Genomic DNA, 24,392 nt, shown 5'->3' with positions numbered 1-24,392 from the left:
GATCGCCTTCAGCCGCTCCCATAATGTCAATACGACACCCTCATGCTCCCACGTCTGAGGGCGGTCAGGTCAGAGAGGTGCTGAACAGTCACAAACAAATTGCATTAAAAATAAAATATTGCTATATTTTAATAAATATCAATTTAATTTTTTGATCTACACATCCGACGACCATGAGAAAAATTCTTCTTGCCCTGACTTTGACACTCGTGAATGCTTACGCGTACGCCTACGATGGTTCTGCCAATGGAAAAATAGTTCGAATGGAATCTGCCGGTGGTGCAAACGCCGGGGCAAATTTCGACATTCGTGTAACCCTCGCTCCAGGGGTGGCGGCTTGTGGGGCAGGCACCGTGGACTGGGTCTATCTCAACACCACGGATTACAACTACAAAGCAATGCTAGCGACTCTAATGATGGCCCAATCCATGGATAAAACCGTGACCATTTACAGCACCAAGGTCGCGGGACAATACTGTAATATTGGGTGGATACACATCACGTAACTCCCGGCCGAAAGAAGAACGCTTTCTATCCTTGCTGTAGACCTTAGCATAGCCCCAGAGGCAATCCCTTATCCGTTAGAACTGCGCACAAGTAAACAATGAACCCATCTTCCGCTTACATGAAATTTTTCTTGAAATCTCTCCGGCTTTCCGTTATGGCCACCGTGCTCCTGAGCGGCGCGGCTCAGGCTGAAATCCGTCAAATGAACTACTCTGCCGCCCAGACGCCGTGGAAACTGGAAAACTACAGGGCCGATGCGATCGCGGTATGGGGAACGGCTTCCCCCTGCGGTGGCGGCGTGCTGGGGTTTGCACCCGACGCTTCGTTGGGAGACAAGAATCGTTTTTATGCAACCGTGATTGCCGCGAAAACGACAGGGGTTACGATGTTTGTCTATTACGACTATCAGGCTGCCGCAGGAGCCTGCCTTATCGTCAGTTTCGGATTGTTGTAATCACCACCGTCATGGCACGGCAAACAAAGTTTTCTATTTGCTCAGCACCACGCCCTTGACCGTCGCTGGATTGTTCTGCGACTGCCACTGGTAGCTGGCCAGGTACCACCGGGCGACCCTCGGTTCGCCCCCTTCCGCTGCACCTTCGTTGAGCGCGTCGACAAAGCGCACCAGCACCGCAGTATCGAGCGCTTCGACCGATAACTGGGTAACGCCCCCGGCCTGCTCGTGCGAGAGCGACAGCACCGCCACATCGTTGCCATCGGCTTCTTCGATGGTGGCCAGAACCCGGCCCCAGGGATAGCGCAAGGTGGCCAGAATCTTTTCCTGCTCTTTTACGCGGCGCTCGGTTTCAGGGTCGCTCCTGGCCTGCAATTGCTCGGCCGCGCGGCGCCGCTCCTGCAAGGTCTGCTCCAGCCTGGCCGTGCGCGCGGCTTGCTCGTCGGCGAGCTGTTTCAATGAAAACCACTGGTCCAGCAATACCCCCAGCACACCCAGCGACAGCAGCAGGCAGGCGATACCAAGCCACGGAATGCGCCGCCGGGCGATAAATTCAAGCTGCAACTTCATGCCGCCACCTGCGGCAGGGGCAGGAACAGCAGGTCGCGGAAATCGCTGTAGATCGGCTGGCGCAGGTATGCGTCGGGTTGCAGCACCTTGTCGGTGTGCAGCTGTGCCAGCGGCAGCAGCTCAGGGACCAATGCCAGGCGGATATGGCGCTGCGTGTCCTCACCCACGGCGTAGGCCATGCGGCGTATTTCGCGGTCGATCAAGGTGCTCTCGCGGCGATGCGACAAGGCATTGACCGATACGATGGCGCCCGCCTTTTCGATCACGATTGCGAAAGCATCTTTTTCCACCAGCATCAACGCCTGCGCCTCCTCAGTGGCGGCTGCGGGCGCCTTGTGTGGCGTTTGCAGCGCATTCCAGCTGCTGGCGGCAAACGGCCGCAACGACAGCAGTCGCATGCCGCGCGTGCGCGCCACATGGCCGATCCTGGCGAACACATCGGCGCGCAGGGCACAGGCGATGGCCTGGTTGGCACCGGGCAACCGGTCCACGCTGAAGGTCCACTGCCCGGGCTGCAAGCCCAGCTGGTGCTGCATCTGCGCCTGGGCCGCCGCGCGTGCTTCGTCGTCGCTGCGCAGCCCGGCCGGCAGGTCGAGCACCATGAATTTTCCCAGCGCCGAGCCCATGTAGACCGTCAGCGTGGCGTGGCGATGCCGGCGCAGCACCAGCGGTTCGAGGTCGAAGCTGGACGCCAGGTCGGCATTCCACTCCCAGCGCGCCACGTCCTCCAGGCGGCGCCACGGCCCCCAGCCGGTCTGGCGCCGCACGATGGCTTCGCTGCTGTTGAGATAAAGATGGTAGGCATCAATCATGCGCCACCACCCGGTCGATTTCTTCGATGGTGGTGGCGCCAGCGGCCACCAGGTCGAGCGCGCGCACATTGAGCGGACGCACGCCCAGCGCCAGCGCGTAGCGCTTGATCTCGACGACGTCGGCGCGGTTGAGAATCATGGTGCGCAGGCTGTCGTCGAACGGCAACACTTCGGCCAGCGCATGGCGGCCCTTGTAGCCGGTGTGGCGGCAGTGCTCGCAGCCACGGCCGCGCCTGAGCGCCAGCTGCTCGAGCGCCACGCCGGCGGCGGCCAGCCGTCCCAGCAGCTCGGGCGCCGGCGCTTCGGGCTCGCTGCATACGGGGCAGTTGGCGCGGATCAGGCGCTGCGCCACCACGCCGTTGAGCGCCGACATCAGGCTGTAGAGGTCGATGTCCATGTGGGCGAAGCGGCTGATCACGTCGAACACGCTGTTGGCGTGCACGGTGGTGAAGACCAGGTGGCCGGTCAACGCCGCCTGCACCGCGATCTCGGCGGTTTCCGCGTCGCGGATTTCGCCCACCAGGATCTTGTCGGGATCGTGGCGCAGGATCGAGCGCAAGCCCTGCGAGAAGGTCAGCCCCTTTTTTTCATTGACCGGGATTTGCAGCACCCCCGGCAGTTCGTACTCCACCGGGTCTTCGATGGTGATGATTTTTTCCTGACCGGTCTGGATCTCGGTGAGCGCCGCATACAGCGTGGTGGTCTTGCCGCTGCCGGTGGGGCCGGTGACGAGCAACATGCCGTGCGGCTTTTTGGCCAGCCGGCGGATGCGTTCGATCGCATCGACATCGAGGCCCAGGCTGGGCAGGGAAATGGCGTGGGCATCGCCGCGCAATTGGCTCTTGTCGAGCAAGCGCACCACCGCGTCCTCGCCGAAAATGCTGGGCATGATCGAGACCCGGAAATCGAGCTCGCGTGAGCCCAGCTCGATGCGGAAGCGCCCGTCCTGCGGCACCCGGCGCTCGGCAATATCGAGCTGCGCTAGCACTTTGATGCGCGAGATGACTTCTTCCGCCCGCACCCGGTCTGCCAGTTCCGAGGCCGGCACCAGCACCCCGTCCAGGCGCAGCTTGACCTTGACGCCGTTGCGGTCGCACTCGAAGTGGATGTCGCTGGCGCCGGCCTTCCAGGCGTCGTAGATGGCGGCATCGACAAAGCGCACGATGGGACTGCTGCTGCGCTCGATGGTCTCGATCGAGATCTTGTTGCCGGAGGCGCCGCCGGTATCGCCACGCGGTTCGCTGGCGCCGCCGGACAAGCCGCTCGAAGCCTTGATGCGGTGCTGCGCCTGTTCCAGCGCGGCCAGGATTTCGGCCTTGTCGCCCCATACCAGGGCCGGATAACCACCCACCCGGTTGGCCAGCCATTGCAGCGCATGGTCGTCCCACGGATCGGCCACCACAAAGCAGTCGCCGCTAGCCAGGCGCAGCGGATAAATCGCCCGCCGCACACAATCGGTAAAGCTCACCAGCGCAAACTCGGGGGCGCTCGCCAGCATGGCCGGCAACGGGTAATAGGCCACGTCCAGCTGGGCCGGCGCGGCGGCGGCCAGGCCGGCCAGGTCGCAGCCGGCCAGCGCGGCCAGTTCGGCGGCCAGCGATTGGCCGCTGTCGCGCGCACGGTTGCGCGCCTGCGACAACAGCGCGCGCAGCGGCAGCACTGGCGGTAAAACGGCATCGCCGGTCATGTCAAATTCCTCCCGCCAGGTCGAACACCGGCATGTACATCAAAATGATAATGGCGCCGATCATTATGCCCACCGCCATTAGCAGGATAGGTTCGGCCACGCGCGTGGCGCGGTCGATGAAGACCGTGAACTCCTGGCGATAGGTCTGGGCGATGATGTCCATGATCTGCGCCAGGTTGCCCGAGCGTTCGCCCACCTGCAGCAGGCGTTCCGTCACGCTGTCGGTGAGGCCGTTTTCGGCAAACGCGGTCGATAGCCGCTTGCCCTCCTGGATCACCGAGCGGGCGCGCAGGATCTGGTCTTGCAGCTTTTTTTCGAACGCCAGGTTCTGCGCCAGCGGAATCGCATCGGACAGGGTGTAGCCGCCTTTGAGCAGCATCGACATGGTCTGGAAAATACGCGCCAGCTGGTACAGGCGCAAATAATACTGGACGAAGCGGAAGCGGCCCAGTACCCGCAGCAGGAATATCTTGAGTTTGCCGTTGCGGTGCCCCACCACCGCCAGCGCGACCAGCGCCGCCAGGCCGGCCAGGATCAGGCCGATGTACTGGTTCGACAGCTGGCCCGCCTTCATCAGCACCATGGTCGAAAAACTGAGCTGCGGCGTAAAGTCGTCGTACACCTTGGCAAAGCGCGGCACCACGTACGAAATCATGAACAGGCACACCAGCATGCCGAAACCCACCACCAGGCTCGGATAGATGGCGGCGCTGACCACCTTGCGCCCGAGGTCCTGCCCCACCCGCTCGTAGGCCACGTATTCGTCGAGTGCCTGATCGAGCCGGCTGGTGCGCTCGCTGGCGCGGATCGACGCGATCAGCAGCGGCGGAAAGCCCAGGCGATTCATTTCCAGCGCGGTGGACAGCGGTTTGCCTTCCAGCAGCAGCTGGCGGATCTCCAGCAGCACGGTGCGTTTGGCGTCGTCGTTGTCGCGCGTGCACAGGGTGTCGATCGCTTCCACCAGCGACATGCCGGACGTGAGCAGGGTGCGCAGCTCGTCGCAGAACAGCACCAGGTTGAAGCCGCGCAGGCCGCCGGGACCGCGCAGGCGCACATGCCCGCCCAGGGCGGCCACCGACAGCACCGCCAGCCCCTGCTGCTCGAAGGCCAGCTTGACGGCGGTGGCGTCCTCGCCTTCGACGGTTTTTTCAGTGACCGCGCCGGAGGCGGCGTGAAAAGTACGTACCTTGAATTGCATCGCTGTCAGGTCCAGTTCATCATGTCATCACATTAGGGCGCCACATACACGAACTTCCAGTCCACGTAACGCTCGCCCACCAGCGGCGGCCCTTCCGGCATGGCCTGGGGCTGGCGGCGCAAGGTCGGTTTCTCGCTCATGCTGTACACCCCGACGATGCCGCCATCGGGCGCCTTGAGCAGGCCCCATTCGCCTTTGCCAACCGGGTCTGCATAGACCTTGCGCAGGTGGCGGCGCACGCCGATGAAGCGCCGGTCCTCCACCAGTTCCTGCAAGGTTGGCGGGTAAGCTTTGACGGTGCCGGGCGCCTGCGCGTGGTATTCGCCGATGGCGTGCACGTAGGCCCTGCCGATCTCCAGCAATTCCTCTTCGCGCTCGCGCTGGGTGGCATGACTCCACGCCTCGCCCACCGCCGCCAGGCCCACGCCGAACATGGCCAGCGCGAACAGCATGGCCACGTAGGTAAAGCCGCGTTCTCGTTCTCCGCCAGGATGGCTACCACGACGCATACTCGCTCCCGTCGCGCGCGCGGCCAGGCGCGCCGCTCTGGACGTCGAACACCTTGCCCAGCTCTTTTTTCTCGGGCGCGACGATGATCCAGGTGTCACTGCGGTCGGTCACCGGATCGACCGGCAGCTTGCGCAGGTAGCGCCGCGCCACGATCTCGTCGAGCGAATCCGGGTAGCGGCCCTGGTCGCCGAAAAATTTGTCGATGGCGTCGCGCGTGAGCGCCAGGTTTTGCCGCAGCACCGACTCCTTGGCCTTGTCCACGTTGCCGAAGTAGCGCGGCACCGCCAGCGACAGCAGCATGCCGATCAGCGCCATCACCACCAGCAGTTCGATCAAGGTAAAGCCGCGCCGGGCGGCGGAAGGACGTTTTACCATGACCGGTACGGCACGCCGTTCATGCCGATCAGCGCCGACGTCGAGTAAACGTCGAACACGTCCTCGCCCGCTTTCGGTTCATCCGGCGGCGACATATAGCTGCGCAAGCCCCACGATACTTCCGGCTTGACGTCGGCCGGCGCGAACGGATCTTTCGGAATCCGTCGCAGCAGGTAGATCAGCTGGCCGCCGGCGCGCGCGTCCGGCACGCCCTGCACCAGCACCGCCAGCGACGGCGGATAACCGCTGGGCGGCCCGCCCTTGGCGATGCGGCCGGTATCGTAGGCCTGCTTGTAGCCGTCGAGCGCGCGGCGGATTTCCCACAGCGCCTGCTTCAGCTCACGCTCCTTGTTGCGGGTGGCGGTTAGCTCCACCACCGGCATGGCGGCGGTGGCCAGGATTGCCAGCACGGCCATCACCACCAGCAGTTCGATGGTGGTGTAGCCGCCGCGCCGCGTGCGCAGCCCACGCGAGATAGGCATTTACTTCACCATGATGTAGAGCGGCGTTGGCGACGTGGGCGCCTCGACCGGCGTGACCGACACCGGCTTGGCCGACAGCACCCGGATCTCGCCGGGACCGGCCTTGAGGGCCTTGAACTTGAAGCTGGCCATGGTTCCCTCTCCCTTGACGCCGGCAGCGCCATTGCGCAGCACCGCCATCGTGGCCACGCCGGTGGCCTGGTCCAGCGCCTTGCTGCCGCTGGCGCTGGCGCCGTCCTGGGTGAAGAACGCGCCCTCTTCCGCATCGATCGCCTGCAGCGACTGCGGCGAATACTGCAACTTGACCGGCATGCCGCGCAACGCGGTGTCGGACTTGACGTTGACGTGCACGGTGAAGGTGTCGCCAGCCTTCACTTCCTTCGGTCCCACCATCGACACCACCACCTGCTGCACCGGCGGGGCCGGTATCGCCATCACCTCGGGGCCGGGCGCCATCATCGGCGCGGCGGCCGGCGGCATGCCGGGGACGGCAGGCGCCGTCGCACCACCGGGGGCGGCGGCAGGCTTTTCCGCCGGCGGCAGGGTCAAGGGCCGGCTGCGGACATCGTTCTCGGTACCGGACCAGAACTCGGCCTGGTTCAGATCGGGACGGCGCACGTTGCGCACGATGCGCGGCGTAATCGACAGCACGATCTCGGTGCGCTGGCCGTCGTCGCGCTGCGACGAGAACAACCTTCCCAGCAGCGGCACATCGCCCAGGCCAGGCACGCGGCTGGCGCTCATGCGTTCTTCATTGTTGATCAGGCCAGCCAGGATCTGGGTTTCGCCATCGCGCAGGCGCAGCACGGTGCTGGCGGTGCGGGTGCCGATCTGGTACACCAGCGAGCCGGCGGAAGTCTTCACTTCCCGCACCAGGGAGCTCACTTCCAGGCCGACCTTGATCGCCACCTCGTCGTCGAGCGTGATGTTCGGCTCGACCTCGAGCTTGAGGCCCACGTCCACGTACTGCACCGACTCCGAAATAAAGCTGTTGTTGTTGGAGCTGCCGGTCGTGGTCACCACCGGCAGTTTATCGCCGATCATGACCTTGGCCTTTTCGCGGTTGCGGGCACGGATTTTCGGGTTGGCCAGGATATTGACGTCGCCGACGTCGCGGTGCAGGTTGATGCGCACGTCGGGCAGGTTGATGCCGATCGAATCGCGGTTCAGGCTGCGTACATTACCCAGGGTAAACCCGTCGGAACCGGCCGGCGCCAGCGGCGTGAGATTGAAGCCGTCCGGGTAGCGGATACCCAGTTCGGTCAGGCTGGAGCGCTTAATCTCCAGCACTTCCACTTCCATCATCACTTCCGGCTCGGCCATGTCATGCAGCGCGATCAGGCGCTCGGCCAGGCGCACCGTCTCCGGCGTTTCGCGCACCATGATCAGGTTGAGTTTTTCGTCGATGAACGGCTCGCGGATCTTGAGCATCGATTTGAGCAGCAAGGCGGTCTGCTTGACGTCCGCGCTCGACAGGTAGAACGCCCGTATCACCAGGTCCTGGTATTCGCGCGCCTTGTCGGCTGTCTTCGGGTAAATCAGCACGGTGGACGGATCGAGCACCTTGAAGGTGAGCTGGCTGGTGGACGTGAGCAGCTCGAGCGCATCGTCGAGCCGGGTCTGGCGCAGGAAGATGGTGGTACGCAGGTCTTGCCGCACATCCTTGTCGAGCACGAAATTGACGCCGCTGTTGCGGGTCAACGCTTCGAGCACCATGCGCAGGTTGGCGTCGCGAAAGTCGAGCGAGATCGGCCGGCTTTCGGACAAGCGCATCACAGCCAGTTCGGACTGCTTGCTGGCCAGCTCCAACTGCCGTTGCAGGCCCAGTAGTTCGGTATTTTTGGGGGTATCCTTGAGGGCCGCCTCGATCACCAGCGCGGCGCGTTCGCGCAGCCCTTTGTCGATCAGCTCGCGGGCGCTGGCAACGGCCGCCTTCTGGCGCGCATCGCGTTCGATTTCCAGCAGCATCGCCTTGGCGCGGTCATCGCCGGCCTGGATCGCCAGCGCGCGCTGCAAGATCTCGCGGGCACGCGCATCGTTGCCACGCGCACGCGCAGTGGCGGCATCGGTAAGCAGCCGGGTCATGATGGTGTCGCGCGCACTGATCTGGCCGGTGCGCAGCACCACGCTTTCCGGATCGCCTTGCAGCGCGGTGTCGTAGGCCTGCAAGGCCTGTTCGAATTTGCCGGCCGCAATCTGGCGCTGCGCCTCGTCGCGGATGTATTGCGTACCGCACCCCGCCAGCAAGGCGGCGCCGCACAGCGCACCGGCCCAGCGCAAATAAAACCCCTTGTAACGCAATGCCCTACTCCCTGTTTGACTAGCGCCGCAGGCTATTTACCCGACTGCACGGCGATCACGATCTTTTCTTCCAGCGGCACATACGTCACCACAATCTGCGTTTCAGTCACGGCCTCGATCCGATAGCTATTATCCAGTAACTGTTGTGGATGTATAGGAATTAATGCGTCATCGCGGGAGAGATAAGTGATTGTGTTGCCATTGATGTCTACCATGCGGCCGAAGTAGGTGTATGGGAAGGCTGGGGCGGTTGGTTTTGGTGGTGGTGGCGGTGGGGGGAGTGGTTCGGCCTTGGGTGCGGGGGGCTGGAAGCTGACCAGGCGGAACAGGTCGGCGGTGGCTTCGGGGAGGGGGTCGCGGTCGAGCAAGCCGTCCGGTTTGGGGGGGCTTGGTGGGTTGCTTACTGTGCTGGGGGCTGTTACCGGCTGGGGCCGATGGGCCATTGTGTGCGTGGTGGGTTCGACCAGGCTGCCTTGGTCGCGCCAGGCGGTCCAAATGCAGAGGGCCACGGTGATCAGGGCGGCCAGGTAGAGGTTTTTTTGGGATTGGGGGATAGTTGATAAGGGCTTTACCATTATTCGTACTTTTTATGACAGTAACCGAGGCGTAGGTCGAGCTAGAGAATTATAGAATGCTGGACGACGGCCCATGAGCGCAACATCTTGAACGATTGCTCTCCCATACGGCCCGGCGTCCTCGTCGAATTGGGATCGGTAGTCACATCGAATAGCTCACCCTTGATCTTGTCATCAGTCCAATTGGATGGAACCTGGATTCCCCCAGGTTCACCGGTTCCGCCACGATGGCCGCCACTGGTCGTAACACCTTCAAAGACGTGCGACTCGCCTTTATCGTCAAGCGGATTCGGCTTATCTCCGCTGTTTTACCAGACTTGAACGAACCATTATGCCAAGGCCGACATAGTCGCCGACCTGGCCGATCAGGCAAAAATCCCACGCATGACAGAGAAAACCCAGCCCTGGCGCGGCTTTGCGACCGTTTTTGGTATTCGCCCCAAAAGTCGGCCCACCGCGCGGTTTTTAAGGCAGCACGCCAGTTGCGAGGTGTGTGGCTGTTCTTCATTGGTGGCGGGGTTGCCCGCCGTTTTCAGACAGGGTCAGCGGCGATGATTATCTACGGAAGGCGGTGGACGCCGGTGGCGCAGGCTGCGCAATTTTCTGTGATCGGCTTCGATCTCGCCTGGCGGGCGGGATCAGAGTTTGCAGCGTCCAGCGCCTGGGCCAATGGGAGAGAAGTGCGCCTAAAACGCCCTAAGCGATTTCGAAGCAAATGCCGTGGGTGTAGATAGTTGCGAAGCCTTACTGCTATTGCTCAGACATAAAACAGAAGGACTGCCCCCAGCGTCCATGACCCCGTCCTTCCATCATCGACGCGCGTTGCGTGATGACTTGCTAAACATTAACCTGTCCAACGGCCGACAGAAAATACTCAGCTTCTCCAGAAGGAAACTCACCAAATAACCTGGGCGCCACCTTAATCAGCACGCCCTTCAAATATGAAATCATCTTATCCTCGGAGTCCGCCTCTATAACATCGCAATCAGCAAGATCAATATCGCACTCAATCATGCAATTATAATGAACCCTCCCACCAGTTATTAATTTCATATCGTAATTTCTCCGAACGCGCAGCTTGCATACTCTAAATCCAGTCTGAATCCTACTCACCGACTGGAATGAAACGTATATTGCATCGATCTCCTCAAACCCCGACTGGTTCAAAATTCCATTTAAAGAGGCATCAAGCGTCTTGGCGCACTCCTCCAGCAGCCCACCAGGCCCCTGGCTATGCACATATATTCCAAATTCCATTTTCTATCTCGTTGTCTTATTTCCGGGTGGAAGCTGCCAATTGAACATGACGTAGCCATTGAGCTTTACCGCCTCAAAGAACTTGGCACTCGTTTGTGTTCCAACATGCTCCACCACAAATTTTAAATTCGATCTTCGCAATAGTGCACCCGAATATCTATATTGCTTTATATCAGCAAGATCGGCCCCGAGCTGGGTTGTTTCGCCGTATTTCCATACATCACCAGCCTTTAATTCGACTGTCCCATCCCTCACGTCTGGGTAGAGGCCATCCACGGTCGCCCTAAGCGAGTACTGAATACCAACCTTTAGAGTAGCTGATTCCGACAAAATAGCGCCGAGCTTATCAATTGCACGAGAAAGAGCTTCGCCGAGCTGCTCCGCAGTTCGATTGCAACCGCAGCCGCCCTGGCCCGGATACATCTCTTCGGTCAACGGATCGCTAGGGTGCAACGAATGATTAAAGAGGTACCCGAAAGCGGCAGTTGTTGCTCCGTTGGAAAATTTTCCTCCACCGAGAACTGAGGCTGTCCCTCCTATTACCGCGCTAGTTGCAGCACCGGCTAAAGTGTTACCCTTAGTCCATTCCGCGACAGTAGGCGTTAATGCATTTGAAAATGCAGCGCTCAGCGCTCCCTGTCCACATTTACCACCACCTGCGGCGCTGGTAACACATCCTACCACAGCGTGAATGGAAATTCCGGCTTTATAACCAAGTCCGGCGTCTTTTATCAGCGTACCTGCGCCGTAGAACATGCCCGCAGTAAAAGCCCCCTGCAAGCCACCTTTGAGGTTACCGGAACCCACAGCTCCACTGGCAAAACCGCTGATTACTGCTTGAGAAAAAGGTCCAAACTGCATCGAAGCGAGCATCCCCGGCATGTAGACCGCGACGGCAATCGACGCGATCATCGGAACATACTGCTTGATGTGCTTATTCCAGAGGTTATCAATGGCCTTGATTTTAATCAGACCGTTGAAAAGGTAGCCGCTTGGATCCGTACACGTCAGCGGACTGTTATAGCAGTAGGTGTAACGGTTGTAGTTCTGCAGCCCTAGCGGATCCTGAATATAGGGATCAGCCTGCATGAACATGCCTAATCGCGGATCGAAGATCCGGCCGTTCATGTGGATCACGCCCACATCATCAAGATGCTCATGACCCGTGTAACCGCGGTCGGTACCACTGCTGGTATTGTTCCAGTCGATGACGAGATTGCCGCTGGCATCATAGGCACCGCCTGCCATGCGGCGCTTGCCGAACGGATCGTAGGAATATCGCGCCGTCACCGTGCCATTATGGTCGGTGGTAGTGATCAGGCTGCCCTGCAGATCCTTGTGCCAATACTCCAGCTTGACCGCTGTGATTCCGCCAGGCACACCCGGTTCCATCTGGCCCGCTGCCAGCGACGGTACATTGCCGGTGGTGATCAGAACACCGAGGCTCATTCCTTGTACCGACAGATAGTGACGGTTGCTCACACCACTGCCCAGCTGTTCGCTCTCAAACCCGAGACCGCCGACATTATCCGGGTGCATCATCCACGTGACGCGGCTACCGGTACTGCCTGCATGAGTTTCTTTTACCCGCTGATGATTTTCGTCGTATTGCCAGCTATAGCGCGGATAGCCGTTGGGGCCCTCGAGGCCGTTCTGCGCATCCGGCAAGTTAAAGCTGGTGTAACTGATCTTGCGGTAGGCGCCAGCCGTGGCGCCGGTCAGGTTACCGTTGGCGTCGTACGTGTAGCTCGCTGGAACTGCGCCACTGACCGCTTGCAGCGCGTGCGGACGCACCGCGCCAGCACCTTGTGCCGGATAGCTGTAGTTGCCTACATCGCTCTTGTAGAGCACGCTGCCCAGCGCGTTGTACTGGATCGATACTGTCCGACCATTCTGAGCAATGGCCGGGGACGACACCGTGTAGTCGGTTAGCCGGCCAATTGGATCATATAAATAATCGTCAGTGACCGCGACGCTGCCGTTGCCATTCGCATCGGTGCGCTTGGCCAAGTAACTGAGGCTATTCCACTCGTACCGATAATCCATGATCGTCGCGCCCGCGCCAGCACCGGCAGCGGCAGCGGTCATGGTGCGGATACGCCCATTTACGCTTTCGAACTCGGTACGCGAGGTGACGTTGTTGCCATAGGCATGCTGTTCGGATTTACCCCAAGCGTTGTAAGCCTGCCCCTGCCATAACAGACTGCCAGCCGCCAGCGTCTTGCCCGCAGCGGCTGCTGCGCCATTGGCGCCCGGCAGCGGCGTGATCGTGGCCGCTTGCGCCAGCGTCATCGCCGACAAGAAGCCCTTGGCCGTGTACTGATAATTGACCTGCACGCCGGTAGGATAGATCTGGCTCACCACCCGGCCGCCTGCGTCGTAGCGAGCGCCGCTGGCAAAGCTCGGACCGCCGGTGATATCGGTGCGCGTGCTGACCGGGCGTCCCAACGCGTCGTACGCGTATTTGCGACTGATGCCGTTGGTCGTGCTGGTGCCGCATAACTTGCCGATCCCTTTTACACAGGCACTGCCATCGAAGTGTTTGTCGTAGGACCAGTAACTAATAAATTCAGGTTCATTGCGCGTGGTCAGGCGACCGAGCACATCGTAGCCCAAGGTCGTCGATTGATTCAGCGCGCGCTGGTTGGGACTTTGCTGCCATACCAGTTCACCGAGAGCGTTGTAGTCGTATTGCCACAATCCCGTGTCCGGATCGTTCTGGGATGTCTTGCGGCCACGCACGTCGTAGGCAATGGTGATGACATTTTGCAAGGCATCGCGCGTCTGGATCAGGTTGCCGAAAGCATCGTACTGGTGGGCGATCTGCGCACCGAGCGCGTCGGTCACAAGCACGACCCTGCCATCGACATTCTTTTCTTCGATGCGCGTCTGGCCCAGGTCGTTGGTGGAGGTCACCTTCATGCCGGAGTATGAGATCACTTCTTTTGACGCGTTCATCACGCGACGGGTGCCGAACTGCACGACACCATGCAGACCCTTCGGATCGCTGGTGTAGGTACGTACCACACGGCCCAGTGCGTCCAGAAGATTAAAGGTCATGCCGTAATCGTCGCGTCCACCGCTGATCGAAGATTTGCTATCGAGGAAGTATGGTTCTGTAACCAATACCGTGGCGCCCTGGGCGTTGTAGTCGGTATCCTGAACGATCAACCGGCCCGCGCCGCCTGGCTGCGTGGCGCCATCGAAAGCTTCAGTGACCGTACGCACCTTGCGGCCCGCGCGGTCCATGTAGACGCGCGAGAACGGCCCGTTTTTGACATCGTTCTGGTCGCGCGGCTCGCTGTGCACAAAACTGATGGCTTCGGCCGTCCACTCTTCGCGCGCCGTTGATGGGCAATGCGGGCTGTTCGAGCTGACGTCGGCGATGCCACGCTCCGGAAGATAGCAATAGGCGGTCACGCTGCCCGTATTGTCAGCGTGCCGCTCTCGCACCGTGCGCCCGAACTCGTCAAGCTCTGCCTTGGTGGTCAAGGCATTGGGACCGGTCAACGATGTCGTAACGCCGAACCGCGGATCGAACTGCTTGGTTTCCGTCTGCTGCAGCGCATTGGCTGCATTGGTTTGAAACGTCCCCGCCGGCACGCTGACATCGCGGCCAGCGACGGCAACGGTATAGGCTGCGTAAGCCGTTGTGCTACTGCGTGTGGCAAACGCTGCGTTGCCGCCCGAACCGCAATTGGATACTGTCGCACCTGTCTTGTTACCGTAAGCGTCATAGGTATAGGTGGTGTTGACGCATGCACTGGTACCAGGCTCGACCACTTCACTTTTGAGCAACCCAGTCGTAGGGTAATACTCGAATGAACTCGAACGGCTGTACGCCAGGGGATTACCCGGTACCTGTGCGTGCGCCAAAGGAGCACCGACAACCATTAGCGTGATCAGCAGGCGGAAAAGTTGACGCATCGCGGTCCTTGAGTTTGCCATGCTAGGCAAGAAGTTCATCAGTACGGCAAGGTTATTTTGATTATTCAGTCTGGATGACACGCGCATCAGTCGTCTCCCAGAAGCAGCATGATGATCTGGTTCAGGACGGCAGGATTAATCGACGGCACCAGCGGCGTGACGGCAGGCTCGCTGCCCGTGCCCACATTCGCTGTGGCCAGCGGTGCAGCGCCCGCGCTGGTAGGCAAACTCAGAGAACTGTTGCTCACATCATTGAATACCGTGGCTTTCTTCAGACGTCCCAGGATCCAGCTGTCGCCGTCAATGGCCGCCGCGTGGTATTCATTGGTCGTGCGCTTGGTACTGCTCTGCGCCGGGCCGCTGGTGCTGGACGTGACCACCACAATATCGGTCGCATCGCCATCGTTGTTAAAGACGTTGGTAGTCGTTATCTTTGGCAGACCCGTGCCTTGCAGATCCCACCCCTCCTCGGTGCTCTGATACAGGTAGGGACGCTGAACCTTGGAGGTCGTGGCACACGGCGTACTGCTCGTGGCAGCAGCTTGGGCGTCGGCGGCGGCAGTCTTGTCGCAATAGATAAACGTGCTGCGGCTAAGCAATGGCGCACCTGGCTGGTTCAAGGCGCCAAGCCGGGTTTCGGTGACACTTGCAGGGCCAGGGTTGGGCCCGTTCTGGATGTTGTAGGTGGAGACGGTCAGCAGTTCACCGTTGGGCGCGGTGGTTTGGCTAAGGTTGGTGCGGAAACCAAGCCAGCCACGACCATCAGATGACCATTTCATGCCGGCATAGGCGTATTCGCTCACCTGAAGCGCACCGCTGAAACCCGAATCTGCGGAGGAGGTGGCCACAACATAGGCGGGAGGCAGGATATCGATCGTCGGATATACAGCAGCGTTTGGCGTGCCTCGATCGCTCTTGTACCGTTGTCCCAAGCTGCCACTGATCGAATCGGTCAGCTGCACCCAGGTCAGGGTGGTCGTGATGCCACTACCGCTCCGAACAGAAACCAACTGGTCTGGCGGCGCTCCCTTCGATTTGACGTAAAGTTGATTTGCGGTCCCGTCACCAGCAGTTGGACTGGCTTTCAATCTCAAAATTTGCGCATCACCAACGCCGATGAAATCGCCAAGAATAAAAGTGGCTGTACCATCGCTTTTTCCTAACTGATTGTTTGCGCTAGTCAAATTGAAACTCGCAGTCCGGAATTGACCGTCGCCATTACTCAGATAGACTGTATTCAAAGCAGGATTGTCACGCCAGCGCAGGATATCATCGCGGCCATCCCCATCGAGATCGGCAATCTGAATCCCCGCCAATGAGGCGGCAGTCATTTCGTTTCCGGGAACGGTAAGGTTAAAATTAGCGGTGAAAAATGAACCGGAACCGCCATTAGTTATAAACAGTTTATTGTTTACTGCGTTGCCCCCTGGCATTAAACAGTCCTGCAAACCGTCGCCATTGGCATCCAATTTTAATTCGCAGTTATCACTCAACGCAGGCGCCGCAACGCCATCAAAATTTCCATCACCTCTCGAAAGGAAGAACGGAAACTTATTAAAATACTTGGTTGGCAACCACCTTAGATCTGCTAATCCATCCCGATTGACATCCATCAAGCGTTGGGATGCGCCAACTCCATCGGAAGCCAACGGTTGCACGTAGACCGAGACGTTGGCCAGATTTGTTGCAATTTGAGAAAAGGTTCCATCTCCCTGGCTACGATAGATTTTTGTGCACTCCATGGCTTCACAAGGGTCCACTTCGTCCGCCACAGTGGAATAAAAAGGTAATATCGTTGTGATGATGTCAAGTCGTCCGTCACCATCCACATCGATGAAGTAAAAGTTCGAACCTTCCGACCACCCAGGATGACTTGTCCCCTCATCATCACATACACCAATCTTAATGCAGACCGGACGAGGCTTACTGGCTTTCCGGGCCATAGAAATATTGGTAGGAAAATCTCGTCGCGAGAAGCTGCCATCACCATTATTGAGATAGGTGTAGATAGGCCCATAAGAGCCACAAGTACTACCGCTCAAGTTGGTCGATGCGCTATAGCGCAATAGATCGGGCAGACCATCCCCGTTAATGTCTGTCAATATAGTGGTGTAACAGCCATCACTCTTGAAGAGATTTTGGTCACGGATATTGAAATTGTTCGCCAGCGAATACTGACCGGCAGTCGCGCCGCTGAGATAGAGCTGATTTTCTGCTGGACGGTCCGACCAGCGTAATATATCGAGCTTGCCGTCGCCATTGAAGTCGGCCTGAAGCACGCCATAGTCACCGGCCAAGCTATGCAAAACCGTGGTGGCCAAGGGCCCTGCCTTGAACGCTTCGTTTGCGGAATAATTGAGAGCATCACCAGGCGAATAGGTGAAGGTAGTCGGAGGAAGGCATTTATTTCCAGCATCGCCTACGCACTCCGTAATTTTCTGAACCCGGCTGCGATTGGTCAAGGGGCCGCGATCATAGGTGAGCGATGTGGTCTTGACATTGATGGCGGTAGCGGGCCTGGTTGCCTGATCGGCCGGCCAGTTGATAAAGGTCGAAATCGAGTCGAGCAACCAGATACTGACGTTTTTACCGCCTTGATGGTAGGTTTCTACACGATCTTGTGCACTTCCTGCTGCCGCGGCGGGTCGATCGCTGTAATTGAAGACCACCCGGTTGACAGCCTGTTGCGTTGCAGTGCCGGTGTACAGAACTTCCTTGATCTGCCACTCATGTCCTGCTGATGCCGTCCCAGCCGTGGGTCCCGTCCCCCATGCCACATCGCGTTGCAGGTAACGGAAGTCGATGTAGTTACCGACCGTGTCGCTGATGCGGTTGACGGCCCAGGCCGACACGATGCTTTTGCCGGTGACGGTAATTGCCGCGTTTCCACCATTACCGTATTCATAAACCTGCCCGCTCTTGGTCCACACCTTGAAATAAGCGGGGCCGTTGGCGGCGTTGCCATTGGCGCCATAGGCACGAATGCGCGAATAAATGTCTTTGTCGGTACGATACTCACGTACTGCACCTGAGCCCCCCAAGCTATCGCCCTGCTGACTCGCAAGTGGATTGCCAGAGGCATCGGTCTGCACCAGGCGTTGACCGTCCAGACATAGCTTATCGTTGCCATTATAAGCAACAGCCTGTGCTTTGCCATCGATGCGCTTATCCCCCGGACAACGAGAAATGAGCGAAATCCCCTGCACGCTCCAGCCATAACCTACCGGTCCGTTAATTCCGCTGCCACTATAGTGCAGCGCCAGGTTTGGGGTCATGCCAGCTACCCCCGGGGGCACACCGATTGGTACGTCGTACGTAGGGGTGCCGCTTCCAGAGATGCCGAGTCCCTGAGCTATTGCACAGCCCGGTACCAGAGGAAGAAGTATGGCAGCCGCAAAAACGGTAACCAGCGATGCCGCACACTTATCGCCAAAAGCACGCAATTTCATTAGAGCTTATCTCCGGGAGCAGTGTAGTCCTGTCAAGCAGGCCGGATCAGCCATGTCTTGGAGCGTATTACTCGCCAGGAAAACACCAGCAATATTAAGAATTTGAAAAGGGAATATAGCCACATATTACCCAAAAGAAAAACAATTCTCAAAGAAAAATCTAGTTTCCTTTGAAACTTCTCTTATTTACAACATTGTGGTGGTGGGCCCCGGGGTGGGGCTGGAAACTGAAGGGATATAATCCATCAAGCAAAACGAGTAAGACCGAATCAATCCCGGTAGAAGTAGCTAAACCTCAAATCCACATCTGCCACCAAATCCGAAGCCCGCGCACGCCGCATCGACAGCGACTCGAGCGCCAAACCCGGATGCGCGGCAAGCATGGCGCCCAAGGTTTTCTTCAACGGCACATACGCACCCTTCAGTCGGGCGGTCACTTCGATGCGCCCGGTCTTGGTATCGGACTGGGCATTCGCGGCCGGTTTGAACGTAGCATCGGAAAGCAGCAGGCCGTTTTGCGCGGCCAGTGCATGGAGGTCGGCGGTCACTTGCGACAAGGTGTCGAAGCTGGCCAGTTGGCTTGGCAGGTTCTGCGGCAATGCTGCGGTCGCGGCAGCTTGAGTTCGCAGGGAGGTTTCCAGCGAACGCAATTTGGCCGCAGCGGCATTGTTAGCAGCCTGTTGCGTCGGCAGTTCCATGAAGCCCAGCCACGCGGCTGCACACAGGACAACGGCTGCGGCGGCATAGGGCAGATGGCGGACTTTATTTGAGAGCAACAAGACTAAACCTCAGCTGATAATTAAACCGGTTGCCTTTGATGGACATTGCATGCCGGAGTCGGCTCAGTCCTGGGTGATGACCGCGCTGATGTAACAAAATACCCCACCACTTTCGGCCACACTGTTCACGTCGAAACGCACCAGTTTTTTACCCAAGTTTTTCGTGTTCAGCAAAGTCGCGTAGATGGCGCGGCCACCCGGAGTATCGAGCTTGACGTAGTAAAGTTCGTAAGCGCATGCGTATGGTCTGCTAGCGGCGGGGAACTCAACAGTGTTAAAAAATCCAACGCCTTCCGATGCTGATCCGAGTGTCTTGAGAAAGATGCCGGACAAATCTTGAACGATATCGACCGCTTTCACGGAAGTTGGCAACAAAAACGCTGCAGCCAGAGCGGCTGCCGAAAGATATTTTGGGATTTTCATGGAGAAAAGTCAGTCTGGAAGTTGCAATTATAATAGCAGCGTTTCCATGGTGAATTTTTTATTTCTATCGCGCCGTCGTTCTTAAGCAACATTACACATCCATCAACTGAGGCGTCGCGGCAGGCGATTTTCTGAGAAACTGCAACCCCATCAACCAACTTTTAATCCCGTGACCAAAACCGAAAAACAGAAAATGCTCGCCGGCGAGTTCTACAGCGCTGCCGATGACGAACTGCAGGCCGACCAGGCCGCCGCGCGCCACTGGATGGAGCGCTACAACCGCAGCATCGGCCTGTCGCCGCAACAACATGCGGACCTGCTGCAAGAGGGGCTGGGCGCGGTCGGCGAAAATTGCGTGGTACGCCCACCGTTCCACCTCGACTACGGCTACAACATCACGCTCGGCAATGGCGTATTCATGAATTTCAATTGCGTGATCCTCGACGTGGTGCAAGTGGAGATCGGCGACGGTACCCAGATCGGGCCCGGCGTGCAGATCCTTACCGCCGACCATCCGCGCGAACCGGCGCTGCGCGCCCAGGGACTGGAATTTGGCCGCCCGATCAAGATCGGCAAAAATGTCTGGATCGGCGCTGGCGCCCTGATCATGCCGGGCGTAACGATCGGCGATGACGCGCTGATCGGCGCCGGCAGCGTGGTCACGCGCGACGTGGCGCCGGGCGTGACCGTGGTGGGCAATCCGGCACGGCCGCGCTGAGCGGTCCAGTGGCCCGCTGGCCCGTTGGTCCACTAGGCAAGGCGGGCCTTAAAACATCGACAACAATGTCACAGAACGCGCTGAAAAGTGTCGCAAAAACGCCGTTGATTAACTTCATTTCATTTGCCTGGCAGAAATTAATCAGCTAGACTGATGCCGTTCGCTGTCACACCGCCGGTCTAGCGAGACTGCGCGCATGCAAGTCCATGGCCTGATCCCTGCCGCCGTGACCGAACCCTCGATGTGGCCCATTTCCCTGCCGCATAGCTGCCCACCGCCATCCCGGCGCACAGCGTAGAGGCCGATTTCAGCAACCGACCACTTTTTCCTGGTCCGTTGCCGCTGTTGACACTGCAATCCTGCTTCCGTTGACCGTATTTTGGCCTTGCGACAATCTCGAATGGACTACACCATGTTTGCAAACCTCACTATCCGTACCCGCCTGATCGGGACCATGTTGCTGCTTGGCGCCTTGATGATTTTTATCGGCGTGCGCGGCATTTCGGCGCTGCACACCACCAATGGCGTGCTCAAGGACGTCTACGAGAATTCCATGACGTCGATGAAGGCCATCGCCGACGCCCAGATCCAGATCGACCGCGCACGCCTGTCGATCGACCGCGTGGCGCTCAAACCGGACGCGGCCAATGCAGAAGAAACGCTGACGCGGTCGCAAGGCTTCTTGGAAGCCAGCGACAAGGCCTGGGCACGCTACACTGCGCTGCCTTTCGGCGAGGGTGAAAAAGCGCTGGCCGACCAGACCGGTGCAGCACGCACGGCCTTGATCAAGGACGGCATACAGCAAGCGTTCAAGGCGCTGCGCGAGAAGAACCAGCCGGAAATCGATCGCCTGATGCTGACCGAAGTCACCCGCCTGTTCCGCCTGTACACCGACAGCGCCGAAAAGCTGTCGGTGTACCAGCTCGAATCGACCGCCAGGCAATACAACGACAGCCAGGCCGCCTATAACCGCAACATGACGTTCGCCATCGTGGCTATCGTGCTGGGCCTGGTCGTGGCGCTGGTGTCGTCGATCATGCTGCTGCGCGCCGTCATGAACCCGCTGGGCGAGGCGCTGAAGCACTTCAACGCCATTTCCGACGGCAACCTGGCCAACACCATCGACCTTGGCCGCCAGGATGAAATGGGCGCGCTGATGACCGGCCTGCACCAGATGCAGGACCGCCTGGCGGACACCGTGCGCAGCGTGCGCGACGGTAGCGACGCCATCGCCACCGCCAGCAACGAAATTGCCGCCGGCAATATGGACCTGTCGCGCCGCACCGAGCAGCAAGCCGCCAGCCTGGAAGAGACCGCCTCGTCGCTGGAAGAACTGACTTCGACCGTCAAGCAAAACTCGGACAATGCGCGCCAGGCCAACCAGCTGGTCGGCTCGGCCTCGGACATCGCCGTCAAGGGCGGCGAGCTGGTCTCGCGCGTGGTCGATACCATGGCGTCGATCACCGAATCGTCGGACAAGATCGCTGACATCATCGGCGTGATCGACGGCATTGCCTTCCAGACCAATATCCTGGCGCTGAACGCCGCAGTGGAAGCGGCCCGTGCCGGCGAACAGGGCCGTGGCTTCGCGGTGGTGGCCACCGAGGTGCGCAACCTGGCGCACCGCTCGGCCAGCGCGGCCAAGGACATCAAGCAGCTGATCACCGACTCGGTGGAAAAAGTGGGCACCGGCAGCGCGCTGGTGAACGAAGCGGGCACCACGATGACGGAAATCGTCAGCAGCGTGCGCCGCGTGACGCAAATCATGGGCGAGATCACCTCGGCCGGCCGCGAGCAGGAACTGGGCATCGAGCAGATCAACACCGCCGTGGCCGAGATGGACACCGTGACCCAGCAAAATGCCGCCCTGGTGGAAGAAGCCGCAGCAGCCTCGCAGGCCATGCAGGAACAGGCCGTGAAGCTGGCCGAGATGGTGAGCGTGTTCCAGGTGGCCGGCACTCCGGTGGCCGGCACTCCGGTGGCGGGGAGCCCCGCTCGCGCAGCCGCGGCGCCACGTGCAACAACGGCACCGGCCAAAGCAGCAACTGCGGCGGCCCGTCCAGCCATCGCCAAACCGGCAGCCAGGCCAGCGGCCAAGTCGCCATCGTTGAAACTGGCAGACAAACCGGCCCGCAACAAACCGGCCGCCAGCAGTGACGGCGACTGGGAAGAGTTTTAACCCTCGGCATTAACCCCGTCATTCCCGCGCAGGCGGGAATGACGGGGCGCGGAGACTGGCAACCTTACCACCCCATCTTTTGCCGAATAAACGCCGTCAGCTTGGCGGCGTTGGCCTGGTGGTGTTTTACGCGCGGGTGTTTGTCGTAGCCCGTGTAGTCGAAAAACAGCGTGTCGATGCGCTCGTCGTGCTCGGCGCGCAGTTGCGCTACCGCGCTGCTCACGTAACCGGGCCACTTGCTGCCCGGGCTCACCGCGTCCATGCTGCCCAGCGCGCAGACAATGTATGCGCGTGGATACTCGGCACGAATCTTTTTCACCAGGTCCTTGTAGGCGGCGATGCGCAGCTCGTCGGTCGGCGCCGGTTTCAAACGCTTTTCGCGGTCGATCAGCCACTTGTCGTTCTGGAACAGGTTGATCACCACCACGTCCGGCGTCCACTGGCTGAAGTCCCAGCGGCTGTCGTTGTTGCCCACCGCGCTCAACTGGTCGTAGAACTGCGGCATGGTGAACGGGAACCAGCTGATCATCACGCCGATGCCGCTTTGCGATACCACGTGCATTTCGGCGTCGAGGGCGCGCGCGGTGATGGCGTCGTACGCCATGAAATTATTCTTGTCCTTGAGCTTGTCGTCCGGACCGTCGTCGGGCGATTCGTTGCCCATGCCGCTGGTGATCGAGTCGCCGAAGAAGGCGATCTTGCGCGCCTTGCGCGGCGGCGGCGCCAGCAGCTTGCCGCCGTCGGCCAGTTCCAGGCCCCGGAATACGGTCGCGCCCTCCTCGCCCTCGGTACGCTTGGTGATCAAAAAGCGGTGCGGGACGGCCGGCAGGCCGGTCGCCACCGCATACGTCTTGCCGCCCTTGGCGGCGCTGATGATCACCGGCTGGTCCAGCTTGCCGTCGATGAAGACGTTGAACCAGTTCTTGCCGTACTGATCGTCCAGCGTGACCGCCAGGGTGCTGCCGGTGAAGTTGCCTTCGATGCTGGTGCCGGGCCAGGAAATGACCGGCGCGGCCTGGTCGGCGAAGTCGATGCGGCCCGTGTATTGCAGGTTGGCGTTATCGGCGCCCACCACCACCGCAGCCCAGGCGCTGCCGGTGCACAGCAGCGCAGCCAGTCCGGCGGCGCGGAAAATGTTCAGGGTCGGCATGGTCAGTCGCGTCGCAGAATGAAACAGGTGGCGGTGGCATGGGCCAGCAACTTGCCGTCGGCCGTCCTGAGCGTGCCTTCGGAGACGCCGAGGCTGCGCGACAGGTTGATGATCTTGCCTTCGACCACCAGGGTTTCACCCTTGGGCACCGGCCGGAACATTTTGACGCTGAGGTCGGTGGTGCCATAGCCCACGCCCGCTTCCAGCATCGAGTGCACCGCGCAGCCGGTGGCCGAGTCGAGGATGGTGGCGGCAAAGCCGCCGTGGACGCCGCCCATCACGTTGATGTGGCGCTCGTCGGCGCGCGCGGTGCCGAGGATGTAGCCGGCTTTGGCCTCGGTAATTTCCATCGGCATGGTGTCGGACATGGGAGGACGGGGAAACTTGCCGTCGATTGCTGCCTGCAGCAACTCCAGGCCGGTCATTTTTTCGGGATGCATCGGTAATTCCTTCGATAAGGATGGGCGTGGCAGCCACTATAGCGAAGCGCGTGCTGCTCTGCCAATAGAGTAACTCTTCAGAAAATATGCCGACCGGCATATACCGCGCACCCCGAGCGGCAGATTTTGGGCATGGACGCAGCACCCATACTGTGTTCTGTCGGCAGTAAATCAAACGCGTGCCGGCAACGACCGCAGGAACCCCTGCTCTACCACTAAAAGGATTTCATCATGTTCAAGACCTTCCGCAAAGCCGCTCTCGCAACCACCCTGGCAACGGGTCTGGCCGCAGCACTGCTGGCTGGCGGCGCCCACGCCGCCGGTACCAAGGCCGCACCGTACGGCGTGATGGCGCCCGCCACCGCCGCCGAGCGCCACGTGGTAATCACGGAAAAAACCCGGGCGGTCAACGTGAACAACGGCGAGACGGTGGAGTTCCGCGCCAACGGCCAGAGCTTCACCTGGCACTTCCAGACCCTGCGCGATGAAGCCCGCTTCGACCTGTCCAAGATCGCGCCGGGCGGAATGATCAACCACAAGGTCACGGTGCACGTGGCGTCCCACCCGCTGTACCGCGGCTAAAAATCGCGGCTAAAAAA

21 protein-coding genes are annotated in these 24,392 nt (G+C 59.9%); 5 read left to right on the top strand and 16 right to left on the bottom strand.

Going from position 1 to position 24,392, the window contains the following annotated elements; genetic code table 11:
- Positions 1-173: 173 nt before the first annotated feature.
- Together J2X54_RS13125 and J2X54_RS13120 are read left to right on the top strand one after the other, a co-directional pair.
- Positions 174-506, top strand: a complete 333-nt coding sequence (locus J2X54_RS13125; RefSeq protein ID WP_310181279.1) for a hypothetical protein — start codon at positions 174-176, stop codon at positions 504-506.
- A 98-nt stretch (positions 507-604) separates the two neighbouring features.
- Positions 605-961: a hypothetical protein gene (locus tag J2X54_RS13120; RefSeq protein ID WP_310181278.1), complete on the top strand. Its 357-nt coding sequence runs from the start codon at positions 605-607 to the stop codon at positions 959-961.
- 33 nt (positions 962-994) lie between these two features.
- On the opposite strand, the gene J2X54_RS13115 is transcribed toward J2X54_RS13120, so the two are convergent.
- The 14 genes from J2X54_RS13115 to J2X54_RS13050 all read right to left on the bottom strand — a co-directional run bounded on the left by J2X54_RS13115 (position 995) and on the right by J2X54_RS13050 (position 19,306).
- A complete protein-coding gene (locus tag J2X54_RS13115; protein ID WP_310181276.1) occupies positions 995-1,531 on the bottom strand; it encodes a hypothetical protein in 537 nt (178 codons plus the stop codon).
- Positions 1,528-2,343 carry a hypothetical protein gene (locus tag J2X54_RS13110; RefSeq protein ID WP_310181274.1) on the bottom strand — a complete coding sequence of 272 codons (816 nt, stop codon included), beginning with the start codon at positions 2,341-2,343 and terminating at the stop codon, positions 1,528-1,530. The genes J2X54_RS13115 and J2X54_RS13110 overlap by 4 nt, the downstream gene beginning before the upstream one ends.
- Positions 2,336-4,030 carry a GspE/PulE family protein gene (locus J2X54_RS13105; RefSeq protein ID WP_310181272.1) on the bottom strand — a complete coding sequence of 565 codons (1,695 nt, stop codon included), beginning with the start codon at positions 4,028-4,030 and terminating at the stop codon, positions 2,336-2,338. The genes J2X54_RS13110 and J2X54_RS13105 overlap by 8 nt, the downstream gene beginning before the upstream one ends.
- A 1-nt stretch (position 4,031) precedes the next feature.
- Entirely contained in the window at positions 4,032-5,228 is a 1,197-nt protein-coding gene (locus J2X54_RS13100) for a type II secretion system F family protein (protein WP_310181270.1), read from the bottom strand.
- A 32-nt stretch (positions 5,229-5,260) separates the two neighbouring features.
- Entirely contained in the window at positions 5,261-5,737 is a 477-nt protein-coding gene (locus J2X54_RS13095; RefSeq protein WP_310181269.1) for a type II secretion system protein, read from the bottom strand.
- The gene (locus J2X54_RS13090) at positions 5,724-6,113 is read right to left on the bottom strand and encodes a prepilin-type N-terminal cleavage/methylation domain-containing protein (protein ID WP_310181268.1); all 390 of its coding nucleotides are present in this window, start codon (positions 6,111-6,113) and stop codon (positions 5,724-5,726) included. Before J2X54_RS13090 ends, J2X54_RS13095 begins: the two co-directional genes overlap by 14 nt.
- Complete coding sequence (locus J2X54_RS13085; protein WP_310181267.1) at positions 6,107-6,595, bottom strand: type II secretion system protein; 489 nt, start codon at positions 6,593-6,595, stop codon at positions 6,107-6,109. Before J2X54_RS13085 ends, J2X54_RS13090 begins: the two co-directional genes overlap by 7 nt.
- Positions 6,596-8,875, bottom strand: a complete 2,280-nt coding sequence (locus J2X54_RS13080; protein ID WP_310181266.1) for a cohesin domain-containing protein — start codon at positions 8,873-8,875, stop codon at positions 6,596-6,598. It lies immediately after the preceding gene.
- A 53-nt stretch (positions 8,876-8,928) separates the two neighbouring features.
- Positions 8,929-9,471: a hypothetical protein gene (locus J2X54_RS13075; protein WP_310181263.1), complete on the bottom strand. Its 543-nt coding sequence runs from the start codon at positions 9,469-9,471 to the stop codon at positions 8,929-8,931.
- Positions 9,472-10,308: 837 nt separating this feature from the next.
- A complete protein-coding gene (locus tag J2X54_RS13070; RefSeq protein WP_310181261.1) occupies positions 10,309-10,728 on the bottom strand; it encodes a hypothetical protein in 420 nt (139 codons plus the stop codon).
- A 3-nt stretch (positions 10,729-10,731) separates the two neighbouring features.
- A complete protein-coding gene (locus J2X54_RS13065; RefSeq protein WP_310181260.1) occupies positions 10,732-14,742 on the bottom strand; it encodes an RHS repeat-associated core domain-containing protein in 4,011 nt (1,336 codons plus the stop codon).
- Positions 14,742-18,104, bottom strand: coding sequence for an FG-GAP-like repeat-containing protein (locus tag J2X54_RS13060; protein WP_310181258.1), 3,363 nt, complete (start codon positions 18,102-18,104; stop codon positions 14,742-14,744). Before J2X54_RS13060 ends, J2X54_RS13065 begins: the two co-directional genes overlap by 1 nt.
- 269 nt (positions 18,105-18,373) lie before the next feature.
- Positions 18,374-18,883 (bottom strand): GspMb/PilO family protein, encoded by a 510-nt coding sequence (locus J2X54_RS13055; RefSeq protein WP_310181257.1) that lies wholly within the window; start codon positions 18,881-18,883, stop codon positions 18,374-18,376.
- Positions 18,884-18,946: 63 nt separating this feature from the next.
- Positions 18,947-19,306 carry a hypothetical protein gene (locus tag J2X54_RS13050; protein WP_310181255.1) on the bottom strand — a complete coding sequence of 120 codons (360 nt, stop codon included), beginning with the start codon at positions 19,304-19,306 and terminating at the stop codon, positions 18,947-18,949.
- 169 nt (positions 19,307-19,475) lie between these two features.
- On the opposite strand from J2X54_RS13050, the gene J2X54_RS13045 reads away from it, so the two are divergent.
- Complete coding sequence (locus tag J2X54_RS13045) at positions 19,476-20,024, top strand: sugar O-acetyltransferase (RefSeq protein ID WP_404990909.1); 549 nt, start codon at positions 19,476-19,478, stop codon at positions 20,022-20,024.
- A gap of 412 nt (positions 20,025-20,436) precedes the next feature.
- Complete coding sequence (locus J2X54_RS13040) at positions 20,437-22,203, top strand: methyl-accepting chemotaxis protein (RefSeq protein WP_310181254.1); 1,767 nt, start codon at positions 20,437-20,439, stop codon at positions 22,201-22,203.
- Positions 22,204-22,267: 64 nt separating this feature from the next.
- Here the strand turns inward: J2X54_RS13040 and J2X54_RS13035 are convergent, their stop codons facing one another.
- Both J2X54_RS13035 and J2X54_RS13030 read right to left on the bottom strand, forming a co-directional pair.
- Entirely contained in the window at positions 22,268-23,353 is a 1,086-nt protein-coding gene (locus tag J2X54_RS13035; protein WP_310181252.1) for a GDSL-type esterase/lipase family protein, read from the bottom strand.
- Between the two features lie 2 nt (positions 23,354-23,355).
- A complete protein-coding gene (locus J2X54_RS13030) occupies positions 23,356-23,793 on the bottom strand; it encodes a PaaI family thioesterase (RefSeq protein ID WP_310181251.1) in 438 nt (145 codons plus the stop codon).
- A 231-nt stretch (positions 23,794-24,024) separates the two neighbouring features.
- Between J2X54_RS13030 and J2X54_RS13025 the strand changes: the two genes are divergently transcribed.
- Complete coding sequence (locus J2X54_RS13025) at positions 24,025-24,375, top strand: CzcE family metal-binding protein (protein WP_310181249.1); 351 nt, start codon at positions 24,025-24,027, stop codon at positions 24,373-24,375.
- Positions 24,376-24,392: the final 17 nt, after the last annotated feature.

This window comes from Duganella sp. 3397 (genome assembly GCF_031456625.1).
In the GTDB taxonomy this organism is placed as follows: domain Bacteria; phylum Pseudomonadota; class Gammaproteobacteria; order Burkholderiales; family Burkholderiaceae_D; genus Rugamonas; species Rugamonas phyllosphaerae.
Note: the sequence above shows the minus strand (reverse complement) of the source record. Positions and strands in the feature narration are given on the sequence as shown.

Bases quoted from the DNA above. Each gene is read 5' to 3' on its own strand.
- J2X54_RS13085 (WP_310181267.1), bottom strand. From the start codon at position 6,595: ATGCCTATCTCGCGTGGGCTGCGCACGCGGCGCGGCGGCTACACCACC.
- J2X54_RS13115 (WP_310181276.1), bottom strand. From the start codon at position 1,531: ATGAAGTTGCAGCTTGAATTTATCGCCCGGCGGCGCATTCCGTGGCTT.
- J2X54_RS13035 (WP_310181252.1), bottom strand. From the start codon at position 23,353: ATGCCGACCCTGAACATTTTCCGCGCCGCCGGACTGGCTGCGCTGCTG.
- J2X54_RS13105 (WP_310181272.1), bottom strand. From the start codon at position 4,030: ATGACCGGCGATGCCGTTTTACCGCCAGTGCTGCCGCTGCGCGCGCTG.
- J2X54_RS13060 (WP_310181258.1), bottom strand. From the start codon at position 18,104: ATGAAATTGCGTGCTTTTGGCGATAAGTGTGCGGCATCGCTGGTTACC.
- J2X54_RS13120 (WP_310181278.1), top strand. From the start codon at position 605: ATGAACCCATCTTCCGCTTACATGAAATTTTTCTTGAAATCTCTCCGG.
- J2X54_RS13100 (WP_310181270.1), bottom strand. From the start codon at position 5,228: ATGCAATTCAAGGTACGTACTTTTCACGCCGCCTCCGGCGCGGTCACT.
- J2X54_RS13110 (WP_310181274.1), bottom strand. From the start codon at position 2,343: ATGATTGATGCCTACCATCTTTATCTCAACAGCAGCGAAGCCATCGTG.
- J2X54_RS13095 (WP_310181269.1), bottom strand. From the start codon at position 5,737: ATGCGTCGTGGTAGCCATCCTGGCGGAGAACGAGAACGCGGCTTTACC.
- J2X54_RS13025 (WP_310181249.1), top strand. From the start codon at position 24,025: ATGTTCAAGACCTTCCGCAAAGCCGCTCTCGCAACCACCCTGGCAACG.
- J2X54_RS13075 (WP_310181263.1), bottom strand. From the start codon at position 9,471: ATGGTAAAGCCCTTATCAACTATCCCCCAATCCCAAAAAAACCTCTAC.
- J2X54_RS13070 (WP_310181261.1), bottom strand. From the start codon at position 10,728: ATGGAATTTGGAATATATGTGCATAGCCAGGGGCCTGGTGGGCTGCTG.
- J2X54_RS13125 (WP_310181279.1), top strand. From the start codon at position 174: ATGAGAAAAATTCTTCTTGCCCTGACTTTGACACTCGTGAATGCTTAC.
- J2X54_RS13040 (WP_310181254.1), top strand. From the start codon at position 20,437: ATGTTTGCAAACCTCACTATCCGTACCCGCCTGATCGGGACCATGTTG.
- J2X54_RS13090 (WP_310181268.1), bottom strand. From the start codon at position 6,113: ATGGTAAAACGTCCTTCCGCCGCCCGGCGCGGCTTTACCTTGATCGAA.
- J2X54_RS13050 (WP_310181255.1), bottom strand. From the start codon at position 19,306: ATGAAAATCCCAAAATATCTTTCGGCAGCCGCTCTGGCTGCAGCGTTT.
- J2X54_RS13065 (WP_310181260.1), bottom strand. From the start codon at position 14,742: ATGCGCGTGTCATCCAGACTGAATAATCAAAATAACCTTGCCGTACTG.
- J2X54_RS13030 (WP_310181251.1), bottom strand. From the start codon at position 23,793: ATGCATCCCGAAAAAATGACCGGCCTGGAGTTGCTGCAGGCAGCAATC.